The sequence below is a fragment of the Mesorhizobium sp. CNPSo 4684 genome, assembly GCF_057784315.1.
The window spans coordinates 1-25,540 of the sequence record NZ_JBWLUX010000048.1; the positions used below are offsets into that span (position 1 = coordinate 1).

General features: G+C 58.6%; 34 protein-coding genes and 1 tRNA gene. 17 read left to right on the top strand and 18 right to left on the bottom strand.

What is annotated here, in order from left to right:
• Positions 1–243, top strand: a 243-nt coding sequence (locus AC04SG_RS30260; protein WP_488554019.1) for an integrase core domain-containing protein, incomplete at its 5' end; no start/stop codon positions are given.
• Between the two features lie 89 nt (positions 244–332).
• On the top strand, positions 333–635 hold the full coding sequence (locus AC04SG_RS30265) for a hypothetical protein (protein ID WP_488554020.1): 303 nt from the start codon (positions 333–335) through the stop codon (positions 633–635).
• Between the two features lie 147 nt (positions 636–782).
• Here the strand turns inward: AC04SG_RS30265 and AC04SG_RS30270 are convergent, their stop codons facing one another.
• Complete coding sequence (locus AC04SG_RS30270; protein WP_112561333.1) at positions 783–1,052, bottom strand: hypothetical protein; 270 nt, start codon at positions 1,050–1,052, stop codon at positions 783–785.
• Positions 1,053–1,462: 410 nt separating this feature from the next.
• Here AC04SG_RS30270 and AC04SG_RS30275 point away from each other — a divergent pair, with 410 nt between their 5' ends.
• Positions 1,463–1,666 (top strand): hypothetical protein, encoded by a 204-nt coding sequence (locus tag AC04SG_RS30275; RefSeq protein WP_477232894.1) that lies wholly within the window; start codon positions 1,463–1,465, stop codon positions 1,664–1,666.
• A 229-nt stretch (positions 1,667–1,895) separates the two neighbouring features.
• Here the strand turns inward: AC04SG_RS30275 and AC04SG_RS30280 are convergent, their stop codons facing one another.
• Positions 1,896–2,093 (bottom strand): hypothetical protein, encoded by a 198-nt coding sequence (locus AC04SG_RS30280; RefSeq protein WP_488554021.1) that lies wholly within the window; start codon positions 2,091–2,093, stop codon positions 1,896–1,898.
• Between the two features lie 170 nt (positions 2,094–2,263).
• The gene (locus AC04SG_RS30285) at positions 2,264–2,878 is read right to left on the bottom strand and encodes a hypothetical protein (protein ID WP_488554022.1); all 615 of its coding nucleotides are present in this window, start codon (positions 2,876–2,878) and stop codon (positions 2,264–2,266) included.
• Between the two features lie 276 nt (positions 2,879–3,154).
• Between AC04SG_RS30285 and AC04SG_RS30290 the strand changes: the two genes are divergently transcribed.
• The 4 genes from AC04SG_RS30290 (at position 3,155) to AC04SG_RS30305 (ending at position 5,492) form a co-directional block, all read left to right on the top strand.
• Positions 3,155–3,436, top strand: a complete 282-nt coding sequence (locus tag AC04SG_RS30290; RefSeq protein ID WP_488554023.1) for a helix-turn-helix domain-containing protein — start codon at positions 3,155–3,157, stop codon at positions 3,434–3,436.
• Positions 3,437–3,623: 187 nt separating this feature from the next.
• The gene (locus AC04SG_RS30295; protein ID WP_488554024.1) at positions 3,624–4,082 is read left to right on the top strand and encodes a YbaK/EbsC family protein; all 459 of its coding nucleotides are present in this window, start codon (positions 3,624–3,626) and stop codon (positions 4,080–4,082) included.
• Positions 4,083–4,131: 49 nt separating this feature from the next.
• Entirely contained in the window at positions 4,132–4,920 is a 789-nt protein-coding gene (locus tag AC04SG_RS30300; protein WP_488554025.1) for a hypothetical protein, read from the top strand.
• A gap of 185 nt (positions 4,921–5,105) precedes the next feature.
• On the top strand, positions 5,106–5,492 hold the full coding sequence (locus AC04SG_RS30305) for a CatB-related O-acetyltransferase (RefSeq protein ID WP_488554026.1): 387 nt from the start codon (positions 5,106–5,108) through the stop codon (positions 5,490–5,492).
• Between the two features lie 161 nt (positions 5,493–5,653).
• On the opposite strand, the gene AC04SG_RS30310 is transcribed toward AC04SG_RS30305, so the two are convergent.
• Together AC04SG_RS30310 and AC04SG_RS30315 are read right to left on the bottom strand one after the other, a co-directional pair.
• Positions 5,654–6,820, bottom strand: coding sequence for a tyrosine-type recombinase/integrase (locus AC04SG_RS30310; RefSeq protein WP_488554027.1), 1,167 nt, complete (start codon positions 6,818–6,820; stop codon positions 5,654–5,656).
• Between the two features lie 309 nt (positions 6,821–7,129).
• Positions 7,130–7,330, bottom strand: coding sequence for a hypothetical protein (locus AC04SG_RS30315; protein WP_488554028.1), 201 nt, complete (start codon positions 7,328–7,330; stop codon positions 7,130–7,132).
• 80 nt (positions 7,331–7,410) lie between these two features.
• Between AC04SG_RS30315 and AC04SG_RS30320 the strand changes: the two genes are divergently transcribed.
• The 4 genes from AC04SG_RS30320 (at position 7,411) to AC04SG_RS30335 (ending at position 10,902) form a co-directional block, all read left to right on the top strand.
• Positions 7,411–7,638 carry a helix-turn-helix domain-containing protein gene (locus AC04SG_RS30320; RefSeq protein WP_488554029.1) on the top strand — a complete coding sequence of 76 codons (228 nt, stop codon included), beginning with the start codon at positions 7,411–7,413 and terminating at the stop codon, positions 7,636–7,638.
• A gap of 1,190 nt (positions 7,639–8,828) precedes the next feature.
• Positions 8,829–9,134, top strand: a complete 306-nt coding sequence (locus tag AC04SG_RS30325) for a hypothetical protein (protein ID WP_488554030.1) — start codon at positions 8,829–8,831, stop codon at positions 9,132–9,134.
• Between the two features lie 512 nt (positions 9,135–9,646).
• Entirely contained in the window at positions 9,647–10,045 is a 399-nt protein-coding gene (locus AC04SG_RS30330) for a hypothetical protein (RefSeq protein WP_488554031.1), read from the top strand.
• A gap of 167 nt (positions 10,046–10,212) precedes the next feature.
• On the top strand, positions 10,213–10,902 hold the full coding sequence (locus AC04SG_RS30335; protein WP_488554032.1) for an AbiU2 domain-containing protein: 690 nt from the start codon (positions 10,213–10,215) through the stop codon (positions 10,900–10,902).
• 67 nt (positions 10,903–10,969) lie between these two features.
• Here the strand turns inward: AC04SG_RS30335 and AC04SG_RS30340 are convergent, their stop codons facing one another.
• Positions 10,970–13,720 (bottom strand): phage tail length tape measure family protein, encoded by a 2,751-nt coding sequence (locus tag AC04SG_RS30340; protein ID WP_488554033.1) that lies wholly within the window; start codon positions 13,718–13,720, stop codon positions 10,970–10,972.
• Entirely contained in the window at positions 13,720–14,076 is a 357-nt protein-coding gene (locus AC04SG_RS30345; RefSeq protein WP_488554034.1) for a hypothetical protein, read from the bottom strand. The genes AC04SG_RS30340 and AC04SG_RS30345 overlap by 1 nt, the downstream gene beginning before the upstream one ends.
• Positions 14,077–14,146: 70 nt before the next feature.
• Here AC04SG_RS30345 and AC04SG_RS30350 point away from each other — a divergent pair, with 70 nt between their 5' ends.
• The 3 genes from AC04SG_RS30350 to AC04SG_RS30360 all read left to right on the top strand — a co-directional run bounded on the left by AC04SG_RS30350 (position 14,147) and on the right by AC04SG_RS30360 (position 15,926).
• Positions 14,147–14,533 (top strand): hypothetical protein, encoded by a 387-nt coding sequence (locus AC04SG_RS30350; protein WP_488554056.1) that lies wholly within the window; start codon positions 14,147–14,149, stop codon positions 14,531–14,533.
• Between the two features lie 131 nt (positions 14,534–14,664).
• Positions 14,665–15,600: a toll/interleukin-1 receptor domain-containing protein gene (locus AC04SG_RS30355; protein ID WP_488554035.1), complete on the top strand. Its 936-nt coding sequence runs from the start codon at positions 14,665–14,667 to the stop codon at positions 15,598–15,600.
• A 188-nt stretch (positions 15,601–15,788) separates the two neighbouring features.
• Positions 15,789–15,926 (top strand): hypothetical protein, encoded by a 138-nt coding sequence (locus tag AC04SG_RS30360; RefSeq protein ID WP_488554036.1) that lies wholly within the window; start codon positions 15,789–15,791, stop codon positions 15,924–15,926.
• Between the two features lie 76 nt (positions 15,927–16,002).
• Here the strand turns inward: AC04SG_RS30360 and AC04SG_RS30365 are convergent, their stop codons facing one another.
• From AC04SG_RS30365 to AC04SG_RS30375, 3 genes are read right to left on the bottom strand one after another with little or no spacing between them, the layout of a single operon-like run.
• A complete protein-coding gene (locus tag AC04SG_RS30365; RefSeq protein ID WP_488554037.1) occupies positions 16,003–16,221 on the bottom strand; it encodes a hypothetical protein in 219 nt (72 codons plus the stop codon).
• A gap of 47 nt (positions 16,222–16,268) precedes the next feature.
• Positions 16,269–16,634, bottom strand: coding sequence for a hypothetical protein (locus tag AC04SG_RS30370; RefSeq protein ID WP_488554038.1), 366 nt, complete (start codon positions 16,632–16,634; stop codon positions 16,269–16,271).
• Complete coding sequence (locus tag AC04SG_RS30375) at positions 16,635–17,021, bottom strand: P27 family phage terminase small subunit (protein ID WP_488554039.1); 387 nt, start codon at positions 17,019–17,021, stop codon at positions 16,635–16,637.
• Positions 17,022–17,159: 138 nt separating this feature from the next.
• Here AC04SG_RS30375 and AC04SG_RS30380 point away from each other — a divergent pair, with 138 nt between their 5' ends.
• Positions 17,160–17,351: a hypothetical protein gene (locus AC04SG_RS30380; RefSeq protein WP_488554040.1), complete on the top strand. Its 192-nt coding sequence runs from the start codon at positions 17,160–17,162 to the stop codon at positions 17,349–17,351.
• Between the two features lie 7 nt (positions 17,352–17,358).
• On the opposite strand, the gene AC04SG_RS30385 is transcribed toward AC04SG_RS30380, so the two are convergent.
• The 8 genes from AC04SG_RS30385 to AC04SG_RS30420 form a co-directional block, all read right to left on the bottom strand.
• Positions 17,359–17,886 (bottom strand): HK97 family phage prohead protease, encoded by a 528-nt coding sequence (locus tag AC04SG_RS30385; RefSeq protein WP_488554041.1) that lies wholly within the window; start codon positions 17,884–17,886, stop codon positions 17,359–17,361.
• A complete protein-coding gene (locus tag AC04SG_RS30390) occupies positions 17,879–18,067 on the bottom strand; it encodes a hypothetical protein (RefSeq protein WP_488554042.1) in 189 nt (62 codons plus the stop codon). Before AC04SG_RS30390 ends, AC04SG_RS30385 begins: the two co-directional genes overlap by 8 nt.
• Positions 18,057–18,614, bottom strand: coding sequence for a hypothetical protein (locus AC04SG_RS30395; RefSeq protein WP_488554043.1), 558 nt, complete (start codon positions 18,612–18,614; stop codon positions 18,057–18,059). Before AC04SG_RS30395 ends, AC04SG_RS30390 begins: the two co-directional genes overlap by 11 nt.
• Complete coding sequence (locus AC04SG_RS30400) at positions 18,611–19,150, bottom strand: hypothetical protein (RefSeq protein ID WP_488554044.1); 540 nt, start codon at positions 19,148–19,150, stop codon at positions 18,611–18,613. Before AC04SG_RS30400 ends, AC04SG_RS30395 begins: the two co-directional genes overlap by 4 nt.
• A 247-nt stretch (positions 19,151–19,397) precedes the next feature.
• Positions 19,398–19,646: a hypothetical protein gene (locus AC04SG_RS30405; protein ID WP_488554045.1), complete on the bottom strand. Its 249-nt coding sequence runs from the start codon at positions 19,644–19,646 to the stop codon at positions 19,398–19,400.
• Between the two features lie 1,660 nt (positions 19,647–21,306).
• Entirely contained in the window at positions 21,307–21,627 is a 321-nt protein-coding gene (locus AC04SG_RS30410) for a hypothetical protein (protein WP_488554046.1), read from the bottom strand.
• Complete coding sequence (locus tag AC04SG_RS30415; protein WP_488554047.1) at positions 21,624–22,862, bottom strand: hypothetical protein; 1,239 nt, start codon at positions 22,860–22,862, stop codon at positions 21,624–21,626. The genes AC04SG_RS30410 and AC04SG_RS30415 overlap by 4 nt, the downstream gene beginning before the upstream one ends.
• A 448-nt stretch (positions 22,863–23,310) precedes the next feature.
• Positions 23,311–23,387: transfer RNA gene (locus AC04SG_RS30420), tRNA-Pro, on the bottom strand.
• A gap of 144 nt (positions 23,388–23,531) precedes the next feature.
• Here AC04SG_RS30420 and AC04SG_RS30425 point away from each other — a divergent pair.
• Together AC04SG_RS30425 and AC04SG_RS30430 are read left to right on the top strand one after the other, a co-directional pair.
• A complete protein-coding gene (locus tag AC04SG_RS30425; RefSeq protein ID WP_488554048.1) occupies positions 23,532–24,500 on the top strand; it encodes a glycosyltransferase family 8 protein in 969 nt (322 codons plus the stop codon).
• A gap of 47 nt (positions 24,501–24,547) precedes the next feature.
• Complete coding sequence (locus tag AC04SG_RS30430) at positions 24,548–25,531, top strand: glycosyltransferase family 8 protein (protein WP_488554049.1); 984 nt, start codon at positions 24,548–24,550, stop codon at positions 25,529–25,531.
• Positions 25,532–25,540 lie beyond the last annotated feature (9 nt).

Sequence of the window (25,540 nt, forward strand, 5' to 3'; positions counted from 1 at the left end):
AAGCACGTCTGCACAAAGCCATATACGCCAAAGACCAACGGCAAGGCCGAACGCTTCATTCAGACCGCCCTACGTGAGTGGGCCTATGCTGTCGCCTATCCGACCTCAGACAGCCGTGCAGCCGAGCTTCCAGTCTGGCTCCACAGATACAATTGGCATCGTCCGCACGGCAGCCTAAAATCCAAAACACCAATCAGCCGCCTCGGCTCGAACCAGGACAACCTGTTGAGGCTCCACAGCTAGACCTCTAGGCAATTGCCAGAGGCAAGCAAAATCGGAACCGGTTCCGCAGCCGTGCGTTTGGCCTTCTCTTGAAAGAAGGAAAAACAGTCATGGCATCGCTTTCGACCCTCTCCGATCTCGATCTTGAAAAGCAGGTCGCGACCCTTTCCAAGGAACTTGCTGCTTTGAGGAAAGCTGTCGCCAAACGCGGCGGCGCTTACTACGAGGACGGACGCGATACTGCCTCCGACTACTATGCGCAGCTTGCCGACCGCATCAGCGATGCCATGCCCGCAATCAGGAAGCAGGGCAGGGCGATTGAAAAGACGGCGCGCGATCATCCGGCGACGGCGGCTGCCGTGGGTCTGGTCGTGGTCGGCCTTCTCGCCAGCCTGTTGCTCAGCCGGCGCTAGAGCAATTCCAGGAAAAGTGTGAGCGGTTTTCCCGGGAAAAGCGCATAGCGCTTTCCCTTGGGAATTGCGTAAAAACAAAGAAGCCTCGCACAAAAGAAAATGGCGGCTGTCCCGTGGACGACCGCCATTTCCTTGATCAGGGACCGATTACTTGGCGAGCTTGATCTTGCCCTGCGGCGAAACCTGCGCGGTCTGGCTGCACTTGCCATAGACCGTGCCATTCTTGTCAGTGGCATCGGTATAGGTGCCCTTGCACTCGATCGAGAGCACCAGGCAATGGCCGGCGCCCTTGCAAACCGCGCCGCCGTCGCCAGTGGGATGCGTGCCGCCGGCGAAAGCCGAGGTCGAAACCGAAGCCGAACCGAAAGCCGAGACGACGAAAGCCGCGGCGAGCGTGATGCGCTTGAAGTTGGTCATTTGAGCATTTCCTTCTCTGGATCGAGGATCGCCATCATGGCGTCCTTCTGGTTGGGATCGCCTTCTTGGCGTCCATGCCGGGTTAGTGCGGCTCCCAGAGCAAAGGTTCATGCGTGGTTCGAATTTTCTTCGTGTTTTTTCGCCAAGGCGATTTTTAGCCTTCATCAACAGCCGGCGCCTGGCGGGAACGGCCGGCATCGATCATGCATTTGGCGTGCGCTGGCATGGACGCGCGGCATGCCATGCGAAGGTCGCACGGTGTGCCGAAAATGGCCGGCCAAGACCGAGTCCGCCCCGGCTCATGTCAGGTGGCGGCAGCAGTCATTGTCGCCATCTTGGCACCGCGCTTTCTGCCCCACCCGGCTGCGGCTATAACGCCGATCCAAAGATACCGGCGGAGGAGGCGGGGCGTGGTCGCAAATTACATCGACGAGTTCATCATGTTCTGCGTTGGGCTGTGGGTGACAGGCGTTGGCTTTGGACTGCTCCAAAGTCCTTTTCAGGCTCGGTCAGGTCAGCAGCCGTGGTTGCTGCAGGTCGCGAAGCATTTCAAATGGATGGGACCGCTGTTGATTTTGATCGCGATAGTGCTCGCGTTCGCGGCGCCATCCTAGCGGGTTTTCGGCAACGCACTGAGACACTCGCGGCATCCTGCAGCATACTCGCAACCGCTGTGCTCCTCGGCCTTGCGCCTGATACGTTCGTTGGCTGCTCGCCCTCTGGCGCATGGGCGCCATCGAACCCTGTCTTCATCTCGCCACGTCTCGCCTGGCAAAAACCAATGGGAAGGCGGCCTTGGCGAGGACTCCAAGGCCAACCTTCCCATCGCGCAAGTCAGCCGGCTCAGGCCTTCTTGGCTTCCACCTTCTTGTGGTGATGGTGGTGGCGGTGATGCCTCTTGTGATGCTTGTAGTGATGATGATGGTGGTGGTGATGCTTCTTCGCCATCGGAGCTGCGTCCGCGCTGCTGGCGCCGATGATCGGCAGCGAGACAGCAAGGGCGAAAGCCAGCCCGAGAGCCGACAGGAGGGACTTCTTCATGACTTCGTTTCCTTTTCTGCGCGGGCTGAATTTGACCGCCACCGAGCAAGATCGGTGACGTGAACCCCGCAGCCGTGACTATCGCTTCCGAATTTTTCGACAGTTTTTCCCGACTGTAGAATTTTGTTTCTGGATTGTGTCTGGCGCCTTCGCGGGGGCAGCAACCGCTTTCACATCGGCGGAACGACGCCGTTGTTGCCGACCACGACCCGGCCTGCAGTCAGCGTGCCGTCGCTGCCACGCTCGGCGTTGACGAACACCACGGCACCCGGCTGAAGGTCGACCGGTGTGGCCGGCGCAAAGGTCACCACCGGTGTCGTCTGCGGGATCGCGATCTGCTTTTTCTGGCCATTGTCGTAGGTGAGCGTCACCGTGCGACCCGCAATCTCGGTGACATCGGCGACCGTGCCGTTGGTCATCCGGCTGTTGGGCTCGAGATCCCACGGGCGGTCGCCTTCGCCGGTGCCTTTGAGCGCCGCCGGGAAGATCACCACCTCCAGCGCGCCGCTGCCGCCATCGGCCTTTGAAACCGAGGCAATTCCGAGGAAATCGCCTTGCTTGATATCCCCGGCCTCGGCCTTGGCGACGCCGGAAATCTTCCAGCCGTCAGCCAGCGCGATGGCGTCGGTGGCGCCTTCACGGGTCTCCACCGTCAGCGTCGATCCGGCAAAGGCGGCAACGGTGCCGCGAATGCGCACCGCGTCGGCGGCTTGTGCCTCGACCAGGCTGGCGCCGGCGAGGCCTGAGATCGTGGCGAGCACGATGGCTGATGTCTTCAGTGTCATGGGTCTGATCCTCTTGGGGAAAGCTGGTCCGATGCGGTTGCCAGCGACATCATGCTAACGCGCGAGCGGCCCTCAACCGCTGAACACTTCGGCGTGCGGTCCTTCAAAAGAACTTGATCGCGGCCTGCCAGATGGCAGACGGTTTTTGACGCCGGTTCACGATGCCGTGACGGTCGGTTTGGGTCTTGGCAAATCGCGCTTGAGCGGGCATTGTCCCGGCTCTCAGGCAACACCCTATCATTTGATCCAAAACTCTTTAGCCCCATGGAGTTGCCAATGCCCCAAAATGCAAAACACGAACCCTTCTCCAGGCTGGCTGCCGATGTTGCGCTTGAGCACCCAGGCCTTAAAGCCATCCGGGAAACAAAGGGATACAGTATTGAAGAGCTTTCCCTGACCTGCGGTCTGTCGACCAGCGAGATTGCCGACATAGAGAGCGGCAAGGACACCGATCCGTCGAAACTTCGCCGGATCGCCGCAGCATTGCAATTGCCGGAAACGGCCCTGATCGATACCCCGGTGCCGACGGCGCCTGTGGAAAATCGGTCCGTTTCATAACAGCGACGCCAAGCGTCGTTCAACAAGCCCGCCATGGTTTGCCCTGGCGGGCTTTTTCATGTTCGAGTGGCCAGAGTAATTCCAGGAAACCAGAGCAATTCCAGGAAAAGCGCGTAGCGCTTTCCCTTGGGAATTGCGAAAGCAAGTGTCTGTTGCCCGCCGGATCGAATGGAGGAGAAACACCGGAATGAGCCTTGAGACCGTGCGTGCCTTTCTGGCTGCCCATGCGCCCGATGTCGAAGTGCTCGTCACCGAAACCAGTTCGGCGACGGTGGCGCTGGCAGCGGCGGCGCATGGCGTGGAGCCGGCGCAGATCGCCAAGACCATCTGCCTGCGCGTCGGCGAGCAGACCATGCTGATCGTGGCCGGCGGCATGTCGAGGCTCGACAACCGCAAATTCAAGGACCGCTTCGGCGGCAAGCCGCGCATGCTTGACGCCAATGAGGTTGTCGCCGCCACAAGCCATCCTGTCGGCGGCGTCTGTCCATTCGGCCTGCCGGCGCCGCTGCCGGTCTATGCCGACGTCTCGCTGCGTGCCTTCGATGAAGTCGTCCCCGCGGCCGGCGCCACCAACGCCGCCGTACGGCTCAGCCCGCAGCGCATGGCACAGATTGTCGGCGCCGAATGGGTTGATGTGTGCCAGTAGTGAGCCGAGCGGCTGGTAGAAGATTGGGCGACTCACTATACGTGATGGAATGAACGACGTTTTTGGTTACATCGCCTATGGTGAGAACGAGCTTTACCATCGCGGTGCGCTACTCAGCGCCCTCAAGCTTTTGCACCATTGCCCGACCGCTAGAATAGTCGTCGCAACTGACAGGATTGAACTCTTTCGCGCCTATCCTGTTGAGACAATGCTCATAACGGCTGAGCAGAAAGAGCAGTGGTCTTTCGGAGGAAGCTACCATTTCGGCATCAAGGCCGGTGCTATGCGTGAGCTTTTGCAGCGAGCAAATCGGCTCCTTTTCATGGACACCGACATGTACCCGGTGGGGGACCCGTCGAAAGGCTTCCGCTCGATCTCCGCGACCCATTCCTTTATGCGCCTGTGCGAAGGGCCGCATCGCATCTATCAGAGCGCGCTGCCGGGCAAGAACATCAGCGTCGGTGGCCAGATCCTGAGCGGCCAGGAACCGATGTGGAACAGTGGAATCGTAGGAATCCACCGCGACAACCTCAGTGCCATGGTGGACGCCTTCGCAGCTATCAAGGCCGTTTATGAGGTGACCGACACGTGGGCGCCGGAACAGTTCTGCCTCGGGGTAGCCCTTTCTCAAAACGGCCGAACCATCAGCCCTCATGGCCTGCCGATCCGACACTACAACACCCGAGGCAAAAAGCAGTTTGCTGAGCCGCGTGTTCATGCGTTCTTTAACGCTTGTGGCAAGGTGCCAGTCGGCCAGCAGGTTGCAAAAGCCGGTCGATATCGTCTGTGGCGAACTCCCGCGGATCTCTTGCGCCAGAAGCTCAGGAGATCACCGTGACGGGGTGGCTCCGCATGAAGAATCCGTTTCGATCCAAGCTGCCCTCAAGCGTAACCCTCGGACGTCACACCTATGGAGTGAGCCGGAAGAAGGTGCTTGGAGCGTCTGCAGCCACTCCGCTGACCATCGGGGCGTTCTGTTCAGTCGCCGGCAACGTCAGCTTTGAATGTTCCGGGGGAAGCCACGTGCCTTGGGCTGCAACCACATTTCCGATCCACAGCCGCATGATGGACTCGACCGATCCCAATGCGCATGGCGGCAAACCCGTCGGCATTGCCATCGCCAACGATGTCTGGATCGGCCGTCATGCGATGATCATGCCAGGCGTCCACATTGCCGATGGCGCCATCGTTGCGGCCGGCGCCGTTGTCACCAAGGATGTGCCGCCATATGCGATCGTCGGCGGGGTTCCGGCCAGGCTTATCCGCTATCGGTTTTCGGAGGACGTCATTGCGAAATTGCTGGCGATCCGGTGGTGGGAATGGAGCGACGAGAAGATCAAGCAGGAGGCTGCTCTTCTTACAGGCCCCATCGAGCCTTTCCTGGAGCGACACGCCGGCGTGACGCCGTAGGATTTTGCGAGTGGCTGTAATGCGGCTGAGAAATCGCGTGGCCACTTGGGGAAGCAGCTAAACGCCTGTGTTGTTTGGTCGGAGTGGCCGGATTCGAACCGACGACCCCTTGACCCCCAGGAAATAGGGCGCAACGCAAATTGTTGTTTAGACACATTGCGTTACGCAGTTTTCGGTTTTCGGGTTCGGGACTTAGTTCGGGACTTCGCTGCAGAGTTTTGCAGCAACTCCATTGCATTCGCGACCTCTTCGTCAAGCACATGTGCATACCGAGTCGTCGTCTTGATGTCGGCATGGGATAGTGCCTTCTGCACCATCTTCAGATTGCCCGTCGCCCGCAAGAGCTTGGTGGCGAGGTCGTGCCGGAAGTCATGAAAGCGGAAGTCCTTAACGCCAGCAGCCTTCCGGATCCGCTTCCACTGTGAGGTCAGGCCACTGTAGGTAATCGGATAGCGTTGGCCTTTGATGCGCGCCTCGCCGTCGCCTTTGTAAGAAGCATCGGCCTTGCGTGCCCGCTTCGCTTGGTAGGTGAACACCCATTCCTTGTGATGACCACACAACGGAAGCAGGATGGCCCGTACGGCAGAGGTGAGGGCGGTTTTGACCATGCGACCACCTTTGCCTGTCGTGACAATCCAGCCGGTCTCAAAATCGACTTCGCTCCAGCGTAGCAGGCACTCATCCAGACGCAGACCGCTAGCGCGTTCGAATTCAAAGACAGGGGTATAGTCTGATCGGGTGGCTAGCCGAAGCGCAGCGCTTTCTCCGGTGTGCAGTTCTCGAACACGCTCTCGCGGCTCGGCCAGAAAATGATCGCGCCACACGGGTTCGGCAGGGAAGGTGTGGCGCCATGTGCGCTTCGCCCTAGTAAACATCTTCTTCAAGACCAACGTGGTGGATCGGTTTACGGTGGCAGATGAGACCAACCGCATTGGTTTGCCATCCTGCGTTTCCGACTTGCCCCAGGCGGTTTGAGCGCCGCGCCACTGAACTAGCTTCGAGACGTCATCGTCAGTGATTTCCACAAAGAGCTTGCCGGGGCCGAAGTAGTCGACCAAGCGACCGAGATCCGTCCACGTCGTTTTTGAGTTGGCGTGGCGTTGTCCAACCTCAAGCCAGTAACGGGCGGCTGCATCATCCATTGTCAGCGGGCCGCCCTTAGCGGCACGGGCAGCCTGAACAGCAGCTTTGGCCTTTGCGCGATGGTCCCGCTCTATTCCGCGTGCGTCGCGCTCATTTTTGCTGCCCGTAGAGCCATGAAACCGCTGCCCTGCGAGTTGGAAGTCATATTGGTAGAACGGGCTGTTTTTGGGTTTGTAGACGGACAATTACGTGTCCTCCTCAATTCGATGAATCTGATCACGTCGTCTGGTATGAAACTCATCCGGGGGCGCACCACACCGCGGCCCGACGGGACGTAAGGAAGCTCTCCCGAAGTTACGTGGGCAAGCAGGGTTTTGGTTGTGATGCCCAACGCCGCTGCAGTCTGTTTCGATGTCCATAATAGTGCTGCATGCGTATTATCATTGGCAGCGGTGCGGCTCATGCTGTTCTCCTCAACGCACACGTGAACGCCCGATTGCGGGCGGTAAGAAAGAACCCAGCGCGAGGCGAGGTCTTGTGGTTTGCGGGTGCGGTTAGGCGGGTAGACCAAGCACCTTAGCAATTGCATCGAGTTGATCGCCGATGGCGAATGTTAGGTTGGTCAGCATAAGATTATCGCGCTCGTCGTGCGTGATTTCCCCCGACGACATCATGATTGCGCGCACCATGCTGCGGGCCGTGGTGAGGTGCTTTTCGACGTCTAATGCCATGCCGTTAATCTTCTGCGCGTCCATGCTGCTCTCCTTGTTGCCTTTGAGTCCAATGTTGGACATAATGTCCAACGTCAATTTCAATGTCAACAAGGAATCCAACGTTGGACATAAAGTCGCTTTCGCCAGAACAGTGTAGGGCGGCACGCGCGCTGTTAAATCTGGATCAGAACGCGTTGGCTTCAGCCGCGGCTGTTTCGCGCGGAGTCATCATCGACTTCGAAAAGGGGCGTCGCGTGCCAGGCAAGAATAATCTCGCCGCCATCCGCGCTGCACTCGAGACGGCGGGCGTCGAGTTCATCAATGGAACCGGCGTAAAACTGCAGACGTAGAAAAGCGCGCCCCTATTATCACGTCAGGGCGCGCTCTGAACTCGAAGCGTCGAGTTCGGTTCGCCGAAACCAGCGCGCCCGATCCGACGCGCTACCAACACAGTACGCCTTTATGGCGTTTCGACAAGTCTTCAGAAGTACAAGCTAGAAAAATGCGAAGACGCCTACTTTAGCAAGTACAACTAGGCGAAAACGCCTAATCTGCTTTAGTGCCACACTTTCCAAAACTTCTGCTGTCCGCTATGGACTCCACGGTTATTTTGTGGATCAATACGTCATCTGGCTAAAGGCAGGATGGCACCGTGAAACACGACCGTACCTTCGATGAGCTCGCCAGGGCCTTGGCGCCCCGCAGAGATTGGCGCGGCTCAGTCAGTGCGTTTGCCGTTGATCTTGGCGGAAAGCTCGCGACGGGATTAGCGATTGGAATTGGCATCGCGGTCGGCCGTGCGCTGGCGGGCTAGGCCACACATGACGTCACGTCAGACTCAGCTATTGTGATCCGCGGCGGACCCCATTTTCCGCCATGGCCGGCGCCTCCCTGCCTAAGGCCTTGCGCCCCCGCATCTGCACCAGCGTTCGCTGCCGATCATCGTCCAAAAGGCTGTATTCCCACAACTCTAGCGAGAGCGGTACACTCACTACTCGGCGCGCTTCCCTCAAAGCGCTGCCGGTAAAGGCTCGGCGCTCGCTGGTTTGTTCAGCGTCAAAAGGAGGGCGCCGGGCCTCCTGCGGCCTGCACCCCCAACGATAGCCCCGGGCCGCACCGGCTATTCCTTCATGGCGTACCTTGCACCTTTGTGCCCATCGGCATTGGGACCACAGTCTTGCTTGAGAGATTGCTAATACGCGATAAGATAAATTCAGAGCGGCGTTTCTTGGCTCGCTTGGCCGGTGCAGTTTGGCGTTGGGGGAACTGCGCCGGCTTTTGCCCTACAGCTCGGTTGCTCGCCCTGACGGGGTTTAAAGGTTGCGGGCCATCAACGGGGGACAACGTCCGCGCCGGGTTCTGTTGCAGAGTTGCTAATATTAAGGTGGCATTAGCCGGCTCGCCTGCCACTGAGTCGGTTAGGCCCGGCGGAAGTCGAATTCACCCCAACGGACTCTGTCGGGCCGCTCGGTGGGTCACCCGCATATGTCTATATTAGCAACCGCTTGACTAAGCGACGGACCGCGCCAGAATCTTGAGCATGGCTCGGGGTAGTTTCAAAGTAGGCGATGAGGTCGCGGTCACAGCCGTGGTGCGCGGCCGGGTGACGCCCGATCACATCAGCGTGACGATCCCGTCCTATAACTTCCCGCATTCGGTTCTCGATTCGACTTCGAAGGCTGTCATCGGCCAGCACATGGAGCTAACCGGCCACGTCACGCGCATCGATGGCGACAAGGTGACCATCAGCCTCCGGCCGCTGGTGACGGTCGACATCGAGCACGTTCGTTTGGTTGAGAGCTATGTGGCGCCAAAGCGGAAAACGCCGCTTGTCGATAAGGCGTAGGCTGATAAGAACGAAAAAAGAACAAAAACCTTGTGGGTAAAGGCAGCCACAGCGGGCGTGGGATTCGGTTTGCTTGTAGATTAGAGGGTGCTGGGTCGGGTCTGCGGCGTCCTCACCCCTGAGAAAGCGCCGCAAACCCTTCTTCCCGGCTGGCACGGGCAGGCGGGAGGTAGTTAGCGCTACCTCCCGTAGCCAACTTTAGCCACACTATCATTGGCGGGAAGTTGCGTTTTTCGCAACTCAAATTCAGCCGTTGCGCTACTTCGTCCACTGTTAGGTGACCACACATATTAGCAGCGTCTTGACGCCCTTTGCGGGATGGATCATTTTTCCACGGTGCCTCGAGAAGAACCGGCGCCGGGCACCTTTGAAATTAGCCGCGTGATAACCGACGATGGGGGAGCCCTTACGTCGTAGACAACGAGCAGCACGGCTGCCCAACACAACTCCCTCACAATCAACCAGGCTCGCCGCTCGCAATCGGCGTTAGGTCCTATGTCATGGAGGAATTCATGCAAAGCGGTTACTGGTGGGCGATCAGCCTGCACCCGGAAGACAACGGCCAGCCCGAAATCATCGATGTACATGGCAAGGAAGCGTCACGTCTGTGTGACGACTGGCCCTACCATATCGGCGAATTCGACATGCTCCAGCATATAGATACTCGCGGCTGGCCGCAGAGGGGGAATCTGACCGAAGAGGAATTGCTTGACCCGGAATACGCTGTGGATCCGGCCACGATCCATGAGGGCTATTGGTGGGCTGTCCACTCAGAAGACTTCCTGCCCCTGATCGTCCAGGTCGGTAAGAATGGTCTTGTCTATCGGATCGACGGTGAGGACAGGCTCAACGACTTCGAATTCCTGATGCCGATCGACACTAGCGACTGGCCGACTGGCTCGGACCTCTAAGCCCGTGTTGGCCGCCAAAGACCGCCAAGCAATTCCCGCCCAGTCGGCGCCGCAACGGGAGGATTATTTTCCTGATATCGATTGTGATGGCAAGCTTGGCTTGCGCGCCAGGCAAATCTCGATTCAAGATTTGCGGAAGCCCAAATCAATCCTGAAAGGGAACATCGATGACGGAACGAAGCGTTGCCGAGGCCCGCGCCGCCTACGAGCGGATCATGGGTCCAGAACTGGGCGCGATCTACGCCGAACTTGATCAGGAACTCGGCGGTATTTACCTCGTTTGGGCCCAATACAAGATTCTGTTTGGGACCAAGGAATCGCGCGTCGATCTTCTGAACGAAGCGGCCGGCCCTTTCTTCCGTGTTGTGCAGGACAGCCTCTTCGATCAGGTCTTGCTCTCGATTTCGAGGATGACTGACAGGCCGATCATCTTTGGCCACAAAACGCTTACGGTGCAGTGCCTCGCCGATCTCATTCCCGACGCTACGGTCGCCGACACTGTTAGGGCGAAGGTTGGTCTGGCGTTGAAAGCCGAAGAATTTTGCCGCGACTGGCGCAACAACAGGATCGGCCACAACAACCTTGAGCATCGGCTGAACCCGTTGGCGAAGCCGCTCAAGGATGCGACTAGGCTAAAAGTCGACGCGGCCCTAGAGGCACTCGCCGATGTCCTAAACCTCATTTCCTTGCATTTCCTCGATAGCAAGACGGGCTACGAACACACAATCCCTCTGCTACCTGATGCCGAAGGGCTGCTGTATGTCCTGCATGATGGATTGGCCGCCCGAAACGAGCGTCGCAACCGGCTACAAGCTGGCGATTTCAGTTCCCTCAGAGACTATCCTCGCGACATCTGACGCCGGCCACCACGCCAGCGCCAACACGACGCCAGCGGATAGCGCGAAGGCCAGCTTGGCCGCTGCATTATCTACCATTGATGGACCTCAATGCGTCCTGGATTCCGAGCGCCGTTGCGCGACGAACCGCAGCCAGGCTGTCCTTGGAAGGAGGTTCATTGCCTTTCCAGTTGTTGGTCTGGCTGAAGGCGATCGGCCTCTGGCTGGCGCCGCCGGCCGATCCCGAGCCGCTGCGCTGATCGCTAATCTGATCGTTGTCGGCGATGATGATCTTTTCAGATGGGCGCTTGAAGAACTCGACCTTCTGACTATCGCGGGAATCGCCGCCAATCATGCCGCCCGTCGCGAAGCCGTAGACTTGCCGATGGGCTATCTGTTCCGGTGTGGCTGCCAGGGCATCCATCCCGTAGCCGATCGGCTGACGTCCGCCGATCACGGCGTAATTGGACCTGGCCGCCGCTAGAGCCTTCAAGTAAGCAGCATATTTCGGGTCGCGCTCTGTGCCCCCCGATGCAGATGAGCCACCACCAGACGACGAGCCACCACTAAAGGAGGCAGATCCAGTGGTCTTGATGTCATCAAGCAGTTGGGCCGTCTTCTTGGTGTTCACCGCGGTATCGGTAATCGCCGCGGTAAGCTTGTCTTGATCTGCCGTGGTCTGCGACGTCGTGGCGAGCGCCATCGATTGCGCATGCGGAATGACCGTCCCCGCCGATTGCGGTAGGACCAGTTCCGGACCCTTTTCACCAACCCAATAAGGCGAGTTGGCCGAGATTGGGCCGCCGGCCGCACGCTGCGGATACTTGGCGGCAACGAGCGACAGTATGTACGGATCCTGGTAGGTCTTTGGCTGCGTGTAGCCCCACGAGTTGGTGGAGGTGTTGAAGATTGGTGTCGATGAGACCGCAGGGCCGTTAGACGAGTAGCGAGTGACGCCTACGCCGGCAGTGCCGCCACCTGATGACTTCGGCACATCGTAAGTCGACTGTGTGCCGGTTCCGACCTGGCGCGTTACAACTGTAACTGTGATTGTCCGGTCCTTTAGAGCGTTGATCGCCGCGCCTAACTGATGCACCGCACCGGTGTCGGTGTCCAACATCATGCGCGCGCGGACCAGGCTGTTGATGAACTTGTCTACGGCCTCGACGCCAAGGCCACCCTGAACGAGCGTCTGGCGCAGTAAGTCGACGCCTGATGCAACATCACTAGCCTTGGCGTTGCCGGTGCTCAGAGCATCGAAGAGCCTGTTGATGATGCCTACGGTATTGCCGAGCGCTGCGTTGGCGCCATCGATGTTGCGAACATCTCCGAAGAATGCAGTGATATTCTCCTCGCTGCCCGCGGTAGCGATAGCGTCTTTCAGTGTATCGATCTCTGATGTCGTGTCGCGGAACTGCTTCGTCAGATCGAGCATGCTTGCTGCTTGCTCACGACGCATATTCTGGATGGCCTGGCCAGCTTGTTCGAACTGGCCGACAACTCCTTGGAAGGAGCCGCCAAAAGAACGAGTGACGCCGAAACCATCAGCGCCGCCGCTGTCGATTGTGCCGAACAGCTTTGCGATTGTGGCGTCTGCGGTGCCAGCATTGCTGTTGATATCCTTGAAGCCGGCAGCGACTTCCGCCAACGATTTGGTGGCTTTCAGATTGTCAACGGCAATACCCTTGGCTTCGAGATCCGCGGGGATTGCCCCCGCCACCTTTGCAGCCTGCTCTGCGGTGTCCTGCAGACCTTTCGCGAATTCGTGCGCACTCTTCGACAGTGTCGGGTCTAGGCGAATTCTGCCAAGCTCGCTCTGCAGATCAACAGCATTGATCGCGCCACTTTTGAGTTCCTTGGAAAGCTCGGCAAATTTCTCAAGCCCTGCCTTGCCGATCCTGGCGAAGTCACCATCGCCGGTGTCCAGCAAGTCCATCTGGCGACGCATGTTGGTCATCAAGGAATCGAGCGTCTTGCGGGCATCTGCAACGTTGTCGGCTGTATCAGCAGCGATCACCGACTTAGGCATCTGTGACGCCTGGAGTTCGTACTTCTTTGCCGCAGCTGCCGCCGCGGGATAAGCCTTGGCAATGTCGTCTATCAGCTTTTTGTGACCCTCCAGAACCTCGTCGGCGGACTTGATGTCTTGGCGCGCGGCCAAGGCATAGGCGCCGATAGCAACACCAGCGAGACCTGCAGCAGCGACTACACCGCCAAGCGGCGTCGACACGAAGCTGAGGATGCCCGCGCCTACCGCCTTCAGTGAGCCAAGAGCACCCGCAGGGCCGCTTTCCAGCGCATCAAAAATCTGCCCCGCCTGGCTTGCGAAAATCTGCATCGGCGGTGCGCCGAGCGCAAACATCGTGATGACGTCGTTGCCCTGCCTCGAGAGGTTCTGCATCTGGTAAGACGTAAGTCGTGAGGCGGCGCCGACGCTGGCGATGTGGGCTGTTCCGGCCCGCGTAGAGGCGGAAACGGCGTCGGTCTTCTGCCTGACAAGATCTAGAACTCTCGCCCTTTCAGCCTCATCAATGCCGAGCTTGCGCGAAGCAGCATCGGCGGTAAGGAGTGCGCGCTCCATGTCTCTGGTCGCGCGAAATGCTGGGTCTGCGGACGCCTTCAAACGGTCCCACGCCTTTGCGGTCGATGAGATCGAGCCGGCGGTGCCCGTCATGACGGTTGACTGCTTTTCCATCGCAACGTTCGCGGCGTTCGCCTGGTCGATCACCCTATCGACGGCGCTTTGTGCAGCCTTCATCGCCTTGACGTAAGTTGCTGACCCGACCTCGGCCTGCCTGGCATCGATGGTGAGTTCGGTAATGACGACTTCGTCAGCCATCAGAGGCACGCCTCCCGCGCATCGCCTGGGTTAAACAACGCCGTCGACCACTCCGGCGAGAACACGGCTAGCGGCATGGTCTCCAGATCGGGAACAGCCGCCGCCGTGGCGAGCAGTTCGCGCGCCTCACGCTTGCGGCCGGCGCGATACATGGCGTTGATGGAGCGGAGGGTTGTGCTTTGGTTGCGCAGCGTGTCGGCAACCGCGGTGACGATGCCGTTCTGGCTGGTCAGGATCCGCGCCAGTGCCTCCAACTCGTCGGCCATTCTTAGAGCGTGATCGGCGATTGCGTCCGGAGTCATGTGTGCGTGGGCTGCGGCTAGTTGGCCGCGTGCCGAGGCGCGTTTGTTTGTCATTTGGAAATTCCTTGTGAGAAAGGGTCGCGGGAGGATTGCTGATTGCGCCGGCACCCCCATAGTCACCGCTATGGTCGCGGGGCATGTCGAATTGGCGTTGTTTGAGCAGACGCTCGCCAATCCAGACGGTATGAATCAGCCGTTTCGTGATCGGGTGGCTGACGCCGCAGAGAAAACCGACGGAGATGTTCTATTCGACGTCCGCATTGACGGTGACGTAGACGTTCAGAGGATGGCGGCGATCGGGGACGGCACAACCGGCACGGCGATAATTGTAATGGGCAAAGACGGGCAGCTTCGGTGCGCGTTGGTAGATGGCGACAACACTGCCGCTTTGGTGGCAGAACTGACCGCCTGGTACGCGTCACCACTTAGCGAGCAAGCGCACGTTGATTATCACAGCACAGCCATAACCTTGCTCGCGAGGCTTCGTAGCGCGGGGCACTTCGTCCGTTAAGTAGGGGCGAGTCTGTGCGGTCGCGCCGAGGCGCGTTGGATTATGGTCATGGGGTTGGGTTTCCTGTTAATAACGGTCAGCAACTAGCGCCGAGACTTGCTTTTGTAATTTGGGGAGCGCGATATATTACTATGACAATTCAAGCGTTTATATCATATTCTCACGCCGACGAAAAAGCGCTGGAGCGCCTCCACAAGCATCTTGCCATGCTTCGCCGCGAAGGTCTCGATGACTGGTCGGACAACAAGATACTGCCGGGTCAGAAGTTTGGCGATCAAATTTCGGGTAGTCTTGATAGCAGCGCACTGTTTTTGGCGCTGCTTAGCCCCGACTATCTCGCTTCCGAATATTGCTACGAGAAGGAATTTCAACTGGCGCAAGAACTGGCCGCTAGGGGAGCAATCAGAATCGTCCCGATTATCCTTGAGCCGTGCGATTGGCTAAGTTCGCCCTTCTCTGAATACAAAGCCTTGCCTAAGGATGGCAGGGCCATTTCCGAGTTCACCAACCAAAACATTGCATACATGCATGTCGTTACGGGTCTGAGGAGCGTCATCGATGACATCGCGAAAACCGAGCCGAGCGGAAACGAAGGTAAAAGATCTTCCTCCGCTACAGCGCGCCGCCCGAAAATCAAGCAAGACTTCGATTCAATCCAAAGAACTGAGTTTGCGGACCAAGCCTTCGAAGTAATTCAAACTTATTTTGAAAACTCATGCCAGGAATTGAATGAGGTAGGTGAGGGCATTCTTAAAGCGAAGTTTGAGCGCATGGACGCTACGACTTTCACTTGTCTCGTGGTCAATAGAGGTAAGAGCAGCGCGGAAGCAGCTATCACGGTGCAAAACACCAAGGGGCGACGAGGATTAGGCGATATCAGCTATGCGTTTGAGCACCATGCGGCGGGCAATAGCTTCCATGGCAGGATCAGTGTCGAAGCCGACGACTACAACATGTATCTTTCAATGGACAGTTTCAGACGCGGGGATTCGAAACAGACGCATCAGCAGGTCGCCGAGGCGTTATGGGCCGAGTTTGTAGAGCATGCTGGAATCAACTATGAGTGAGACGAGAAAATATCAGTGCCTTAATTGTGGTTGTCAGTTCGAGGCGGAAGTCATGACGGACAAGGAGAAGGAGGATGGGCGCCGTGAGCGCAGACCTCACTCATCGGTCGCATGCCCGAAATGCAACCGAACCGATCTCAGGCGAGGCTGGAGCTAGAGTCTTCAGGCCATAAAAATTGGAGGCAGAAATGGCAAAGAGCGAACAGACCGGCAAGAAGGCAGGGACCGCAGCGTCGAAGACGCTCAAGGGCACTGGGACCAAAAAAGATTCCAAGACGGCTGCAGGTTCGGCGTTGACCCAGCGCCCGAATAAGAAGGGCAAATAGAACGTCACGGGTGCTCTCGAAGGTGGCCATTTGATTTCGCCGCTTCGAGTGCTATCTGAGATGGCTCAGCGGGATCTCAGTCATCATCCCCGCAGGCGGCCACCATCGACGGCGAACACCCGTACTCCGCCTCCTGCCACGGCGCTTTGTCGTGCAGTTTCACGTATTCGGGCAGTGCCCAATGCCGATGCTCAGCCCACGTTTCCGCCAGCCGCCAATCCTTTCCATCCCATCCGTAATCCGGATGGGTGATCAATCCAAAGAAGGTCGGCTCGCCTCGTAGCCACTTCAGCATCGGTTCGGATACGTGGCGGCGCCTATCTCGGCGTCTCTTTCTGGGCATCAGATACGCTCGCCCTTGAGTAGCAGCCCGTGCCGCTTGAGGTATGCGGCCTCAGTCTCGTCTTCCAAGAATGGCGACGCAAGATCGGCACCGTACCGACGCTCGCCGGCATAAGGGAGCGCGTACTTCCACCAATTGTAAGGACGAGTCCCAGGCGGATTGGTCTTTAACCATGCCTGGATTGCGCGCTCGCCGTCCTGGCGCCAGCACTCCTCCAACTCTTTCTCTGTGGCGAAGTATTGAAAGCCCAGCCAATCATCGTGGCTGGGATCTGGCTCGGGAGGGAGCCCACCGTCGGTGGCCCAGATAATCCAGGCGTCAGAAACTGTCTGTTTTCGCTTCGATTTTCGCAGTTTTCTGGGCATTTAGTAGCCTCGATTGTCGGCTAGTGCGGGTGGTCTTGATGCTTCGTTGCCGTCGACGTCGCCCAAGCAAAGCTCTCGCAGCAACCGAGCGTAGGCCAGCCTTGAGTCCCTTTCGATCGCAACACAGGGATGGGCACGTGGGCAACCGAACCGGTCTGTAAAAACGACGCCCTCTACCGCAAGCCTTTGCCGTGCTTGCTCGCCGCGGTCCAACGCTTCGCATGCCAGCACGAGCAGATTCATGTCGTGGTCCTCTAGGTCGAAGTCCTCGACCACCGATCGGAACCACTTCCGCGCTGCGGCCGACAGATGCGCAGGCGGCTTCTTTGCCTTTTCGGCCATCGTTTCACCTTTATGGAAATCTTGATTCAACCGGGGAGTCGGCATCGCGTACAAAGCACCTAGGCGGTTGGGCGGGGTAGCATTGCGGGAAGGACTCGATATGCCCCCTACGGGGGGCAAATGTGATTTTACGATCGGTGCCAGCGGGCTTACGCTGCGCCTTCAACGATTGAGGAGGAGACGATGAAAACATTCCTCGCAATAGCCACAGCGTTAGGCCTGTCCGTATCCGCCGCCTATGCCGATTGCCCATATCACGAGAAGGTACAGGCATCGGTCGACACGCAGAAAACAGCGAGCGTCGAGAAGGCCGATATGTCGAAGGCTGCGGACACCCAAAAGATCAAGAAAGAAGTGCCGCCGAAGACCGAGTAGCGGCGCCCTACCGGATGCCGCGCAGCCTGTGCGCAGCCTCTGCTCGACGTGCCGCATCGTTTATGCGCCGTTTGGCTGCGGTAGCGTTGTCTGAGGCTCGAGACAGTGAGGCGGACGTTGTGTCGCCGTAGGCGCCATTGAGGACCAGCGACACCTCGTACAGCCTGGCTTCGGTAATGAGCCTTCGCGGCATGTCAGCGCTATCATCCCACTCCTCGATCCATGGGCTGAACGAAACGCTGACTTGACCAACGTCCTTTCGGCCTACCGTAGCCAGCGCTTCTTGGCCGTTGGGCGATTCAGCGTTCGGCTCGATGGAGTACCAGAGCCCGACCGACGTTGACTTCAAAGTTAGCGTGCCGTTACTGACACGCGCCAATGGCCTGCTTGGATCATGACTCCAAAGCGCGGCGACATCTGGGAACTCTGCCAAGGACTTATCGAAAGCGCCTTGAGCAAACCGCTCCTCGAAGGCGCCAGCAATCACGGCAGGCTGATTCCATTGGATTGCAAAACCGGTAATCAGGTCAGCCATCAATCACCTTCCGCATGCGGCGCTCGCGCTTATCGAGATCAAGCTTTCGCGCGATGTAAACCGCTGAGTCCGACCGTTCGACGTATGCTTTTTCACCAGGGAGTTTGACCATGCGGCGGCCTGGCTTCCGCCGACCCTTTTCGTCCACTGAAGCGTGTTCAATTCGTTCGTTACGCGACATAGCCAGCCTCCCGTGCTGCCCGCAGCCAGCGGTCCAAATGACCATCGTGCCGATCGCCGCAGAACGTCGGCTGGAGGGGCACCAGTGCGGTCCATTCGACGTCGTTCGCAACGAAATCATCAACAATCGTGACATAGTCGTCCCGCGCTACCTTCAGGGCCTCGATGGCCTTCGCGATGGCTTGGACACGGCGCGCGTACTCTGGCTTGGTAGCCTCCCGAACGTTTGCTGATGCCGTACTCTTGGCCGCCCGAATCCTGCCGGCAAGCACGCTTAGCGCGGATTCAATGTCCGCGACTTCAGTCGCAATCTCGCGCACCCTCCGGCGGGGCGCGTGTTCTGTATCGTCTTCTGGCTCGCCAAGCAGGGCTGCGACTCGAGCCGAATATTCCTTCTGCGGCGCAGTTCGGATCTCTTTGTCGAGGCGACGCTTCTCAGCGCTGAGTTCGCTTTGGCGTGCCGACAGGGCGGCCTGTTTGGCGAGAAGGTCGGCATATTCAGGCGAGGCGTCCGAGAGCGACGGGATTGCGAAGTCTGACTCTTTCATTTCGAAGCTCCAAACAAATCTCGAATGACATCAACAAACGCGGATCCGTTGATGGTGGTGCTCTTGCGGTGGCCGCCGGCCTGCCAATGGGAGGCTAGGGCGCCAACCGAAACGAAACGCTTGGTGCGCTCGCCAATGGCGTCGGCAATTACGATCTCTGGCCAGTTGCTGACGACTTCGATGCAGTCACGGCGCAACAAGTCGGCATCATCACCATGGATGGCAACGTCGGCCATGATATCCAGCGCGCTGCCGGCCGTTTCGATGCTGGCCGGAGCATCCGTCAGGTCGACACCGCCAGGCGTGAGAGCACGATAGCGCTCGACAGCATCTGGCGCCTCATGCAGGGCCGTGTCGGCGGCAAGCGCAATAATCAGGGATACGACGTCGTGCGCGTCGAGTTCGGGGGCGATGCCTGGTGCTCCGATAGGTAGCTTGCCGCGCTCTTGGAGACGGCGGGAAACGGTTCGGCTACGAGAGTGCGGGAAGCCCAGATGGCGCTCGATGGCGATCAGGCTAGCGTTTAGGGTGGCCATGCATACGGCCTCCTTTCATTGTTTGAAATTGCGTGTGTGATGGGCAAAAAAAGAGCCGCAGCCCAAAGGCTGCAGCTCGATTGGTCCCGCCTGCGGAACTGCCGCAATGACGGGTTGCCGGTGCGCTGGCGAACGCTATCCGGCGAGCATGGCGACCTGGGGGAAGCTATGCTAAACTGAATTCCATAATTGTAATATAGCAAGAACCTACAATGACCCTCGCGCGAAGCCAGAAACACTAACAAAATCAAGCGGCGATGCGTTGCCAAGTGTTGTCATTTGCCGACATCGGCACGCGCATTCTTCGTGTTGCTTCCAGTTTGCTGCATTCAACGCATGCGGCTTGCACCACATCAAGAACCTCCCATTGCGGCAGGCGATCGACTTGCCGCTCCGCCATCCGTGCACAAAGCTCCAGGCCGGATCGCAACCTGATCCTGCCTGCCTCGGCCTTGTAGCGCTGTGGGAACGGCCATGCCGGAGCCAGTTCCGCCATCTCAGCGCCGTTTAACGCCCGCCATACAATGTGCGCCAAAGGCCCCAATGTGCGGAACCGGCTCCGTAAGCGTATGGCTCTATCGGCAGAGGCCTCGGCCGGCCACAATGCTTCCGGATCCCGGCTTCCCGACGGCACCATCTCGCCAGAAGAGGTTCGTATGCGCACGCCATCAACAAGGGTGCTGGCGCTCGCATCGATGTCTAGCTGGAACCAATCTGCAGCATTGACATGTCTTGCAGAAATTCTCCCAGCGACGTGCTCTTCTGAAAATGGCCTGCGGGGCGCTATGGGTGCCCTGATTGCTGCCTCTGGCGCAATGAAGGAAGCAAAGTAATGCCGCGCAAGCGCTGTGGCCGACAATGGCGCCAGGAGCGCTAGAAGCGGCAGAGTGGCCTGCTCTGGCGGTTTCGGTTTCCAACCCTTCCAACTGCGCAGCCTATCGGTGTAGCGCTTCGCAAAACGGCATTTGCGGCCTAGCCAGTATTGGTCGGCTGGCCGTCGCTCTGGGCGTTGGTGCGGTTGCTTCCGGCGCAGCACGGCGCCTTTGGGGATTGGGCGGGCAGTGAGCGTGGCGAAAGCCTGCCACGACAACACCTTACCGCGCAGTGCCCCATCAAAGTGTGCTGGTCGGCCTGTTAGGTCGAGTATCTGTTCCATATGCTATTGTCCCCAGGTTTGAATCCGGCCGCCAGGCCGGTAGTGCCGAACCGCAAGGCGCGGAACGGGGTAGTTCTGGTGGCCCCGGAACTAATCGCGGGGGCATGGGGTTCTTCTCTAGAAAGGAGGACCACATGCTTAGATTCTTACTCGGGCTCGGCGCGCTCTATGCGGTATTCCAAATTGGCAGGGAGTACGGCCGTACAGAGGCGGAAGTCATGCTGTTGCCGCCGCCAGGTGACTATGAGAGACGTCCTCCGAAAAGGACCGAGGCTGAGCCGTCCTGACGTTATCATTCGCAGGCCTAAGGTCCGGACGGATTCGATAGAACTCAGCCCATGGCAGCCTGCGAATCTGCACAGTTTCGTAGCCCACGGTAATGGTGCGGGAAGTGTTCATCTGGTGTCTTTGGGGCTTGGGGCACTCGAGGTGCGGGTTCCGGCCAGGGCCGGTCTTCATCATCGCCAAAGCGGCGACGGTCTTGGTCACATTATCTAGGGCGAAAGTCGCCTCCAAACACTAATTTAGTTTTCTGGGCCGCTTCTTTCCAGCCCGACATTCAGGGCACGTGGCCTATAAAGGCGGTGGGCTCGCGTGCGTAAAGGATTCAGGGTTAGGGCGTTTTTGACAAATCGGGACGCCGTCCGAAGTCGACGTCCCTTTTTATCAGTGCATCAGGGCCTTTATGATGGCGGCAATGCCGAAGAGGCATAGAGCCACATTGACCGTGATGGTCCATTTAACCGAAGGGCGATTGTTCATCGCGTTGACCTCCGGGTCGTACCGGTACAACCCAACGGGGTTGAAACACGGAGTATTTATATCCCGCCCTTGCTAGCGGCTGGCGGAGCTCGACTAGTACAAGCATGCGCCCTTCGACACTCGGTCACCTGAGATGCTCGCGGCAACAGGGCGTCCGATTTCTCGGAGGCAGTGCGCGGCGAATTCCTGTGGCCTCACGCCAATCAGCCCGTCCGACCAGACAGACAGAAAGCGATGGTCAATCGCTGATCTGCCTATAAGCGATTCGCGGCGCTGAGTCTCGTTTTGTTCTCACTTTGGGCGTAGGTTTTAATGCCTTCCTCCAAACGGTGTCGCGCATGGTCGGGAAGACTTCGCCATCTTCCCCCTCCAAGAGCACCACGAAGTTCAGATCGTCGTTTTCTGCTTGCGTGAAGGTGACTCCGACAACCTCGACGTCGTGGCCATCTTCGTCCTGTGCCTCGAACGCCGCGATCGGCATCACGACACGTACGTCTTTAGGTTCGCGGTCGGCTAGGACGTCGCGCACGATTTCCTCGAATTGCTCCGGTTCCATCATGCGGCCTCAGCTTCGTCGGACTCATAGTCCAACTCGTCGTCTTGGTAGTTGGCCTTCGGCGCAGGCGCATAATCCAGTCCGCCACCGTACCTCGGCATGACTGTGACTGGGCGGCGGGAAAGAGCTTTTAACTCTTCCTCATTCTCTACACTGTCGACACTAAGCGCCCGCAGCAGCCTGGCGAATTCGTTTTGCGCCTCGATCTGCACGACCTCCTTCGGATGGTTGATATTGATTTCGTGGTCCCACGTTTCCGGCAGGTCACGTTCCGTGAGGCTGAATCGAAACACATGATGCGTATCGGAGATTTCGTCAAACTCCACATCAGTGATGTCGACAATCCGCTTGCTGCGCTCGAGCGGTGGCTTGCGGCCAGACTTGGCTGCGTTGTCATTCGCAGCAATTGCAGGCTTCCGGCTGCTCTTCCTGCTTGCAATAGCCGCCTCCTTCGCGTCGACATAAACGGCCGGTAGATCCTCGTCGTACCGCTCGCCGGAAAGCCAATTGGCTGGCGTCGGCATCCATTTCCTTTCGACAGGATTTTCAATGTAGTGCGCGGCCCATTCGCCGGCAGCCACAATGATGCGCTCGGCCAGATCGGCATCGGGGTTCAGCTTGTCCCACGCTGCCCGCGCTTTCGGCTTCTGATGCTTCCGCGGGAACGATTGCCAGAAGCGATCGAACGCGTTCTCTGGGTCCCGCGACCCCGTGACGGCCGAAAGGCCAGGCACAGGGGTGTCGGGGGTATCTATATTTCCATCTTCCTGTACGCCGGCTGTAGGCCGGGTACGTAAGACGGATTCGGTATCGTCCGCGATACCGCTAGCGCCGCCAGAGGTATCGTCCGCAATACCGCATGAGGTATCGCCTACGACACCGCTAAGCAAATGATGGCTAGTGGTATCGCCAGCAATACCGCTAGCGTTTTCCGCTACGAGATCGAAGTGCAGTTTATACTCGGTGGGGCGGGTGCCGGCACCCAATCGTCTAACGCTGAATGGGCCGCTCTCAACCAGCCTCCGGAGGGAGGCGATGACATTGGGCCGTTCGGCGCCGGTAGCTTGCTGCAGGTAGCGGAGGCTGGCGCGGCTGTCGGCTCTGTCTTTTCTGTAGTTGTCGATAATTTCGAAGGCGATCGACTTATCCAGGCCGGTCGCCCATTCGGAGCGGATCACAAGACCGAGCAACCGCCATTGGTATTTCAGTGAGTCCGGTGCGTGTTTAACCTCCGACATTGGCTGCACGGCCTCCGTGGAAAGCCGCAATCGCTGCAGCAGTGATAGCCTCTGCTAGGTCCGGCGAGAACGTCGCGCACCTCTTGCCGCCAACTGACGGTGAGTAGGAGAGGTGTTTGCCAGTAGGGGATCTTAGGAGCCGCAGTCCGTACATTCGGATGTCGGCAGATATCTCCGCGTCGAATTTGGCGACGCACGGAAAGCGCCCATCGCCAGGATCGCTGGCGGGCACGATAGAAAGGATACGCATTTCGGGTTCCTTCGAGGGATTGTTGGCGAATTTCCAGAATCGCCGACGGGCACGGATGGCGAACATTCGCGCGGTTAGTTCGGGACTTTTTCGGGACTCCGGGTTCCGAAACGGGCGTTCTGAGCGCCTTTCGTTCCGAAAACAAGAAAAGGCGCCGCAGGGCGCCTTCAATAAAAACTAGGGATTTCAAGGAATTAATGGTCGGAGTGGCCGGATTCGAACCGACGACCCCTTGACCCCCAGTCAAGTGCGCTACCGGGCTGCGCTACACTCCGGACCGCGCAAAGCCATATATTTTCAAGGGTTATGGTGCAAGCGCTAAAACGGGGCGTTGGACCGGAAAAGTCGCCAGGCATCCGGCCTTGTCGGCGCTACGCCAAGGCGATATGGCTCGCCCATATCGATTAGAAGGATTGCGCGTGGCGAATTCCTGTTTTTTTCTAGCGGCTGACGCCAACTATTTCCCGTATGCATGCTTGGCGGCTCGCAGAATTCTGGACGTTTCGGGAGACGCAACGCCAGGCTTCATCCTGCATGTCGGTGCACGCGATGCCGATATGCGTGTTGCTGAGCGCCTGCTGAAGAACAGCCTTCGCATAATGGACGTCTCGGCGTTGTTTGCGCAGGCCGGCCATACTTTCCGACCGAGCAATGTCGGCACTTTTGTGCGGCTTTTCGCCGACCAATTGCCTCAGTTCGCGGACTATGACCGCATCGTCCATGTCGATTGCGATGTTCTGTTCAATCGGGATATCGGTGACCTGGTGGGCCAGACTTTGAATGCGCCGTTGTTGGCCGCCCATGACGATTATATGTACTTCCGCCCAGGCTACCGGCAGAAGTTGTCGATGCAGCCGGGAGCGCCTTATTTCAATGCCGGTATCATCGTCTTCAATATGCCGTTGGTGCGTGAACAGGGCCTCTTGCACCGCGCCAGGGACGTGGCCGTTGCCGGGCAGATGAACGACCAGAACGCGCTCAACATCGTCTTCGAGGGCAAGTGGCAGACGATGCATCCGAACTGGAATTTGATGTCCAACGATACGAAGGAATTTCGGTTCGCCCAAGCCTATGCACGGCATTTCGCCGGCGGCAAGCCCTGGGGGAGCCAGGTCGACGTGGAGCCCGAGGCGCTTGCCGTCTGGCGCGGTCTGGCAAGGGATACGCCCTGGCTTCAGCCCTTTATGCAGCGCATTCCCTTCGAGCGGGGCGTCATGAGGCGCTTCGCCCGCAGGTTCGACGGCATCATGGGGATGCTGCCGAACAAGGATCGGTATCGGCGGCGCGCACGGTATGACGGCAGCAAGGTCCACAAGGTGTATGCCGAGCATGCAGATGCGGGGACGATGGCCGTGCAGTTTCCAGAGGTACTCGGCGGATTCAGCTGAGAGCTGCAAGGGTTTTGACGGATAGGGACGCAGGAGCGCAGTGTAGTATGTCGCAAAAATCATGTTTCTTTTTCGCCGCTGACCAGAAGTTCTTCCCCTTCGCGTGTCTGGCGGCACGTCGCGTCCTGAACGTCTCCGCCCCGGTCGACGGCTTTATTCTGCACACCGGCGTTATCCCCGCTGAAGACCGGTCTGCCGGCGAGCGTTTGCTCGGCGGGAAGATCAGCATCATCGACGTAACGAAATTCATGGAGGCGACGAACTTCAATCGTGGAACGCATCCCACCCTTGCGACCTACATCAGGCTGTTCGCGGATAAATTGCCTGAATTCGAGCCATATGACCGCATCGCCTATTCCGACGCCGACGTGCTCTTCAACCGATCGATAGCCGATCTCTGCAACACACCGCTCAACGCGCCGTTGCTGGCCGCTCACGACGAGCAGACCTACTTCGACGCGAAGTACAGGCAACATCTGCCGATGCAGCCCGGTGCACCGAAATTCAATGCCGGCGTTCTTCTCTTCAACATGCCGCTACTCAGGGCTGAGGGGCTCCTGGAGCGTACGCGGCAGCTGGCGTCGGAACATGTCTACGGAATGGATCAAGGCGCGTTGAACGTGGCCTTCGAAGGCCGGTGGCAGACGATGCATCCGTTCTGGAACGTGATGACCAACTACAGCAGCCAGATCCCGTTCAGCAGGTCCTACGCCCGCCACTTCGCCTGGGGCAAACCTTGGGAGCCTCGCCCGGTCGGTGTCGAGGTCGACGCCATGGCGATCTACCGCGATCTGGCGAAAGGCACGCCCTGGGCCGGCCGCTTCAGCCGCAGCTGGCCGATCAAGCGAGGCATATTGAAGAACCTCGGCCGCAAGTTCGACGCCATCAGCGGCATTTTGCTGAACGACGAGAAGCGCAAACGCAGGGCGAGGTTCGATGCGGAAAAGGTCAGTGCAATCTTTGCCAGCCACGCCGACAATTCGATGCTGGCCGTGCAATACCCCGAACGGGTCGCCGGTATCGCGAGATAGGTGAAATCT

Excerpts from the sequence above, each read along its gene's own strand:
- AC04SG_RS30360 (WP_488554036.1), top strand. The coding sequence starts at position 15,789 with ATGGCAAAGAGCGAACAGACCGGCAAGAAGGCAGGGACCGCAGCGTCG.
- AC04SG_RS30330 (WP_488554031.1), top strand. The coding sequence starts at position 9,647 with ATGCAAAGCGGTTACTGGTGGGCGATCAGCCTGCACCCGGAAGACAAC.
- AC04SG_RS30370 (WP_488554038.1), bottom strand. The coding sequence starts at position 16,634 with ATGCCCAGAAAACTGCGAAAATCGAAGCGAAAACAGACAGTTTCTGAC.
- AC04SG_RS30355 (WP_488554035.1), top strand. The coding sequence starts at position 14,665 with ATGACAATTCAAGCGTTTATATCATATTCTCACGCCGACGAAAAAGCG.
- AC04SG_RS30265 (WP_488554020.1), top strand. The coding sequence starts at position 333 with ATGGCATCGCTTTCGACCCTCTCCGATCTCGATCTTGAAAAGCAGGTC.
- AC04SG_RS30395 (WP_488554043.1), bottom strand. The coding sequence starts at position 18,614 with ATGAAAGAGTCAGACTTCGCAATCCCGTCGCTCTCGGACGCCTCGCCT.
- AC04SG_RS30270 (WP_112561333.1), bottom strand. The coding sequence starts at position 1,052 with ATGACCAACTTCAAGCGCATCACGCTCGCCGCGGCTTTCGTCGTCTCG.
- AC04SG_RS30285 (WP_488554022.1), bottom strand. The coding sequence starts at position 2,878 with ATGACACTGAAGACATCAGCCATCGTGCTCGCCACGATCTCAGGCCTC.
- AC04SG_RS30345 (WP_488554034.1), bottom strand. The coding sequence starts at position 14,076 with ATGACAAACAAACGCGCCTCGGCACGCGGCCAACTAGCCGCAGCCCAC.
- AC04SG_RS30380 (WP_488554040.1), top strand. The coding sequence starts at position 17,160 with ATGAAAACATTCCTCGCAATAGCCACAGCGTTAGGCCTGTCCGTATCC.
- AC04SG_RS30325 (WP_488554030.1), top strand. The coding sequence starts at position 8,829 with ATGGCTCGGGGTAGTTTCAAAGTAGGCGATGAGGTCGCGGTCACAGCC.
- AC04SG_RS30340 (WP_488554033.1), bottom strand. The coding sequence starts at position 13,720 with ATGGCTGACGAAGTCGTCATTACCGAACTCACCATCGATGCCAGGCAG.
- AC04SG_RS30385 (WP_488554041.1), bottom strand. The coding sequence starts at position 17,886 with ATGGCTGACCTGATTACCGGTTTTGCAATCCAATGGAATCAGCCTGCC.
- AC04SG_RS30400 (WP_488554044.1), bottom strand. The coding sequence starts at position 19,150 with ATGGCCACCCTAAACGCTAGCCTGATCGCCATCGAGCGCCATCTGGGC.
- AC04SG_RS30375 (WP_488554039.1), bottom strand. The coding sequence starts at position 17,021 with ATGCCGACTCCCCGGTTGAATCAAGATTTCCATAAAGGTGAAACGATG.
- AC04SG_RS30335 (WP_488554032.1), top strand. The coding sequence starts at position 10,213 with ATGACGGAACGAAGCGTTGCCGAGGCCCGCGCCGCCTACGAGCGGATC.
- AC04SG_RS30390 (WP_488554042.1), bottom strand. The coding sequence starts at position 18,067 with ATGTCGCGTAACGAACGAATTGAACACGCTTCAGTGGACGAAAAGGGT.
- AC04SG_RS30295 (WP_488554024.1), top strand. The coding sequence starts at position 3,624 with ATGAGCCTTGAGACCGTGCGTGCCTTTCTGGCTGCCCATGCGCCCGAT.
- AC04SG_RS30415 (WP_488554047.1), bottom strand. The coding sequence starts at position 22,862 with ATGTCGGAGGTTAAACACGCACCGGACTCACTGAAATACCAATGGCGG.
- AC04SG_RS30300 (WP_488554025.1), top strand. The coding sequence starts at position 4,132 with ATGAACGACGTTTTTGGTTACATCGCCTATGGTGAGAACGAGCTTTAC.
- AC04SG_RS30405 (WP_488554045.1), bottom strand. The coding sequence starts at position 19,646 with ATGGCGGAACTGGCTCCGGCATGGCCGTTCCCACAGCGCTACAAGGCC.
- AC04SG_RS30290 (WP_488554023.1), top strand. The coding sequence starts at position 3,155 with ATGCCCCAAAATGCAAAACACGAACCCTTCTCCAGGCTGGCTGCCGAT.
- AC04SG_RS30280 (WP_488554021.1), bottom strand. The coding sequence starts at position 2,093 with ATGAAGAAGTCCCTCCTGTCGGCTCTCGGGCTGGCTTTCGCCCTTGCT.
- AC04SG_RS30410 (WP_488554046.1), bottom strand. The coding sequence starts at position 21,627 with ATGATGGAACCGGAGCAATTCGAGGAAATCGTGCGCGACGTCCTAGCC.
- AC04SG_RS30315 (WP_488554028.1), bottom strand. The coding sequence starts at position 7,330 with ATGGACGCGCAGAAGATTAACGGCATGGCATTAGACGTCGAAAAGCAC.
- AC04SG_RS30350 (WP_488554056.1), top strand. The coding sequence starts at position 14,147 with ATGGTCGCGGGGCATGTCGAATTGGCGTTGTTTGAGCAGACGCTCGCC.
- AC04SG_RS30430 (WP_488554049.1), top strand. The coding sequence starts at position 24,548 with ATGTCGCAAAAATCATGTTTCTTTTTCGCCGCTGACCAGAAGTTCTTC.
- AC04SG_RS30365 (WP_488554037.1), bottom strand. The coding sequence starts at position 16,221 with ATGCTGAAGTGGCTACGAGGCGAGCCGACCTTCTTTGGATTGATCACC.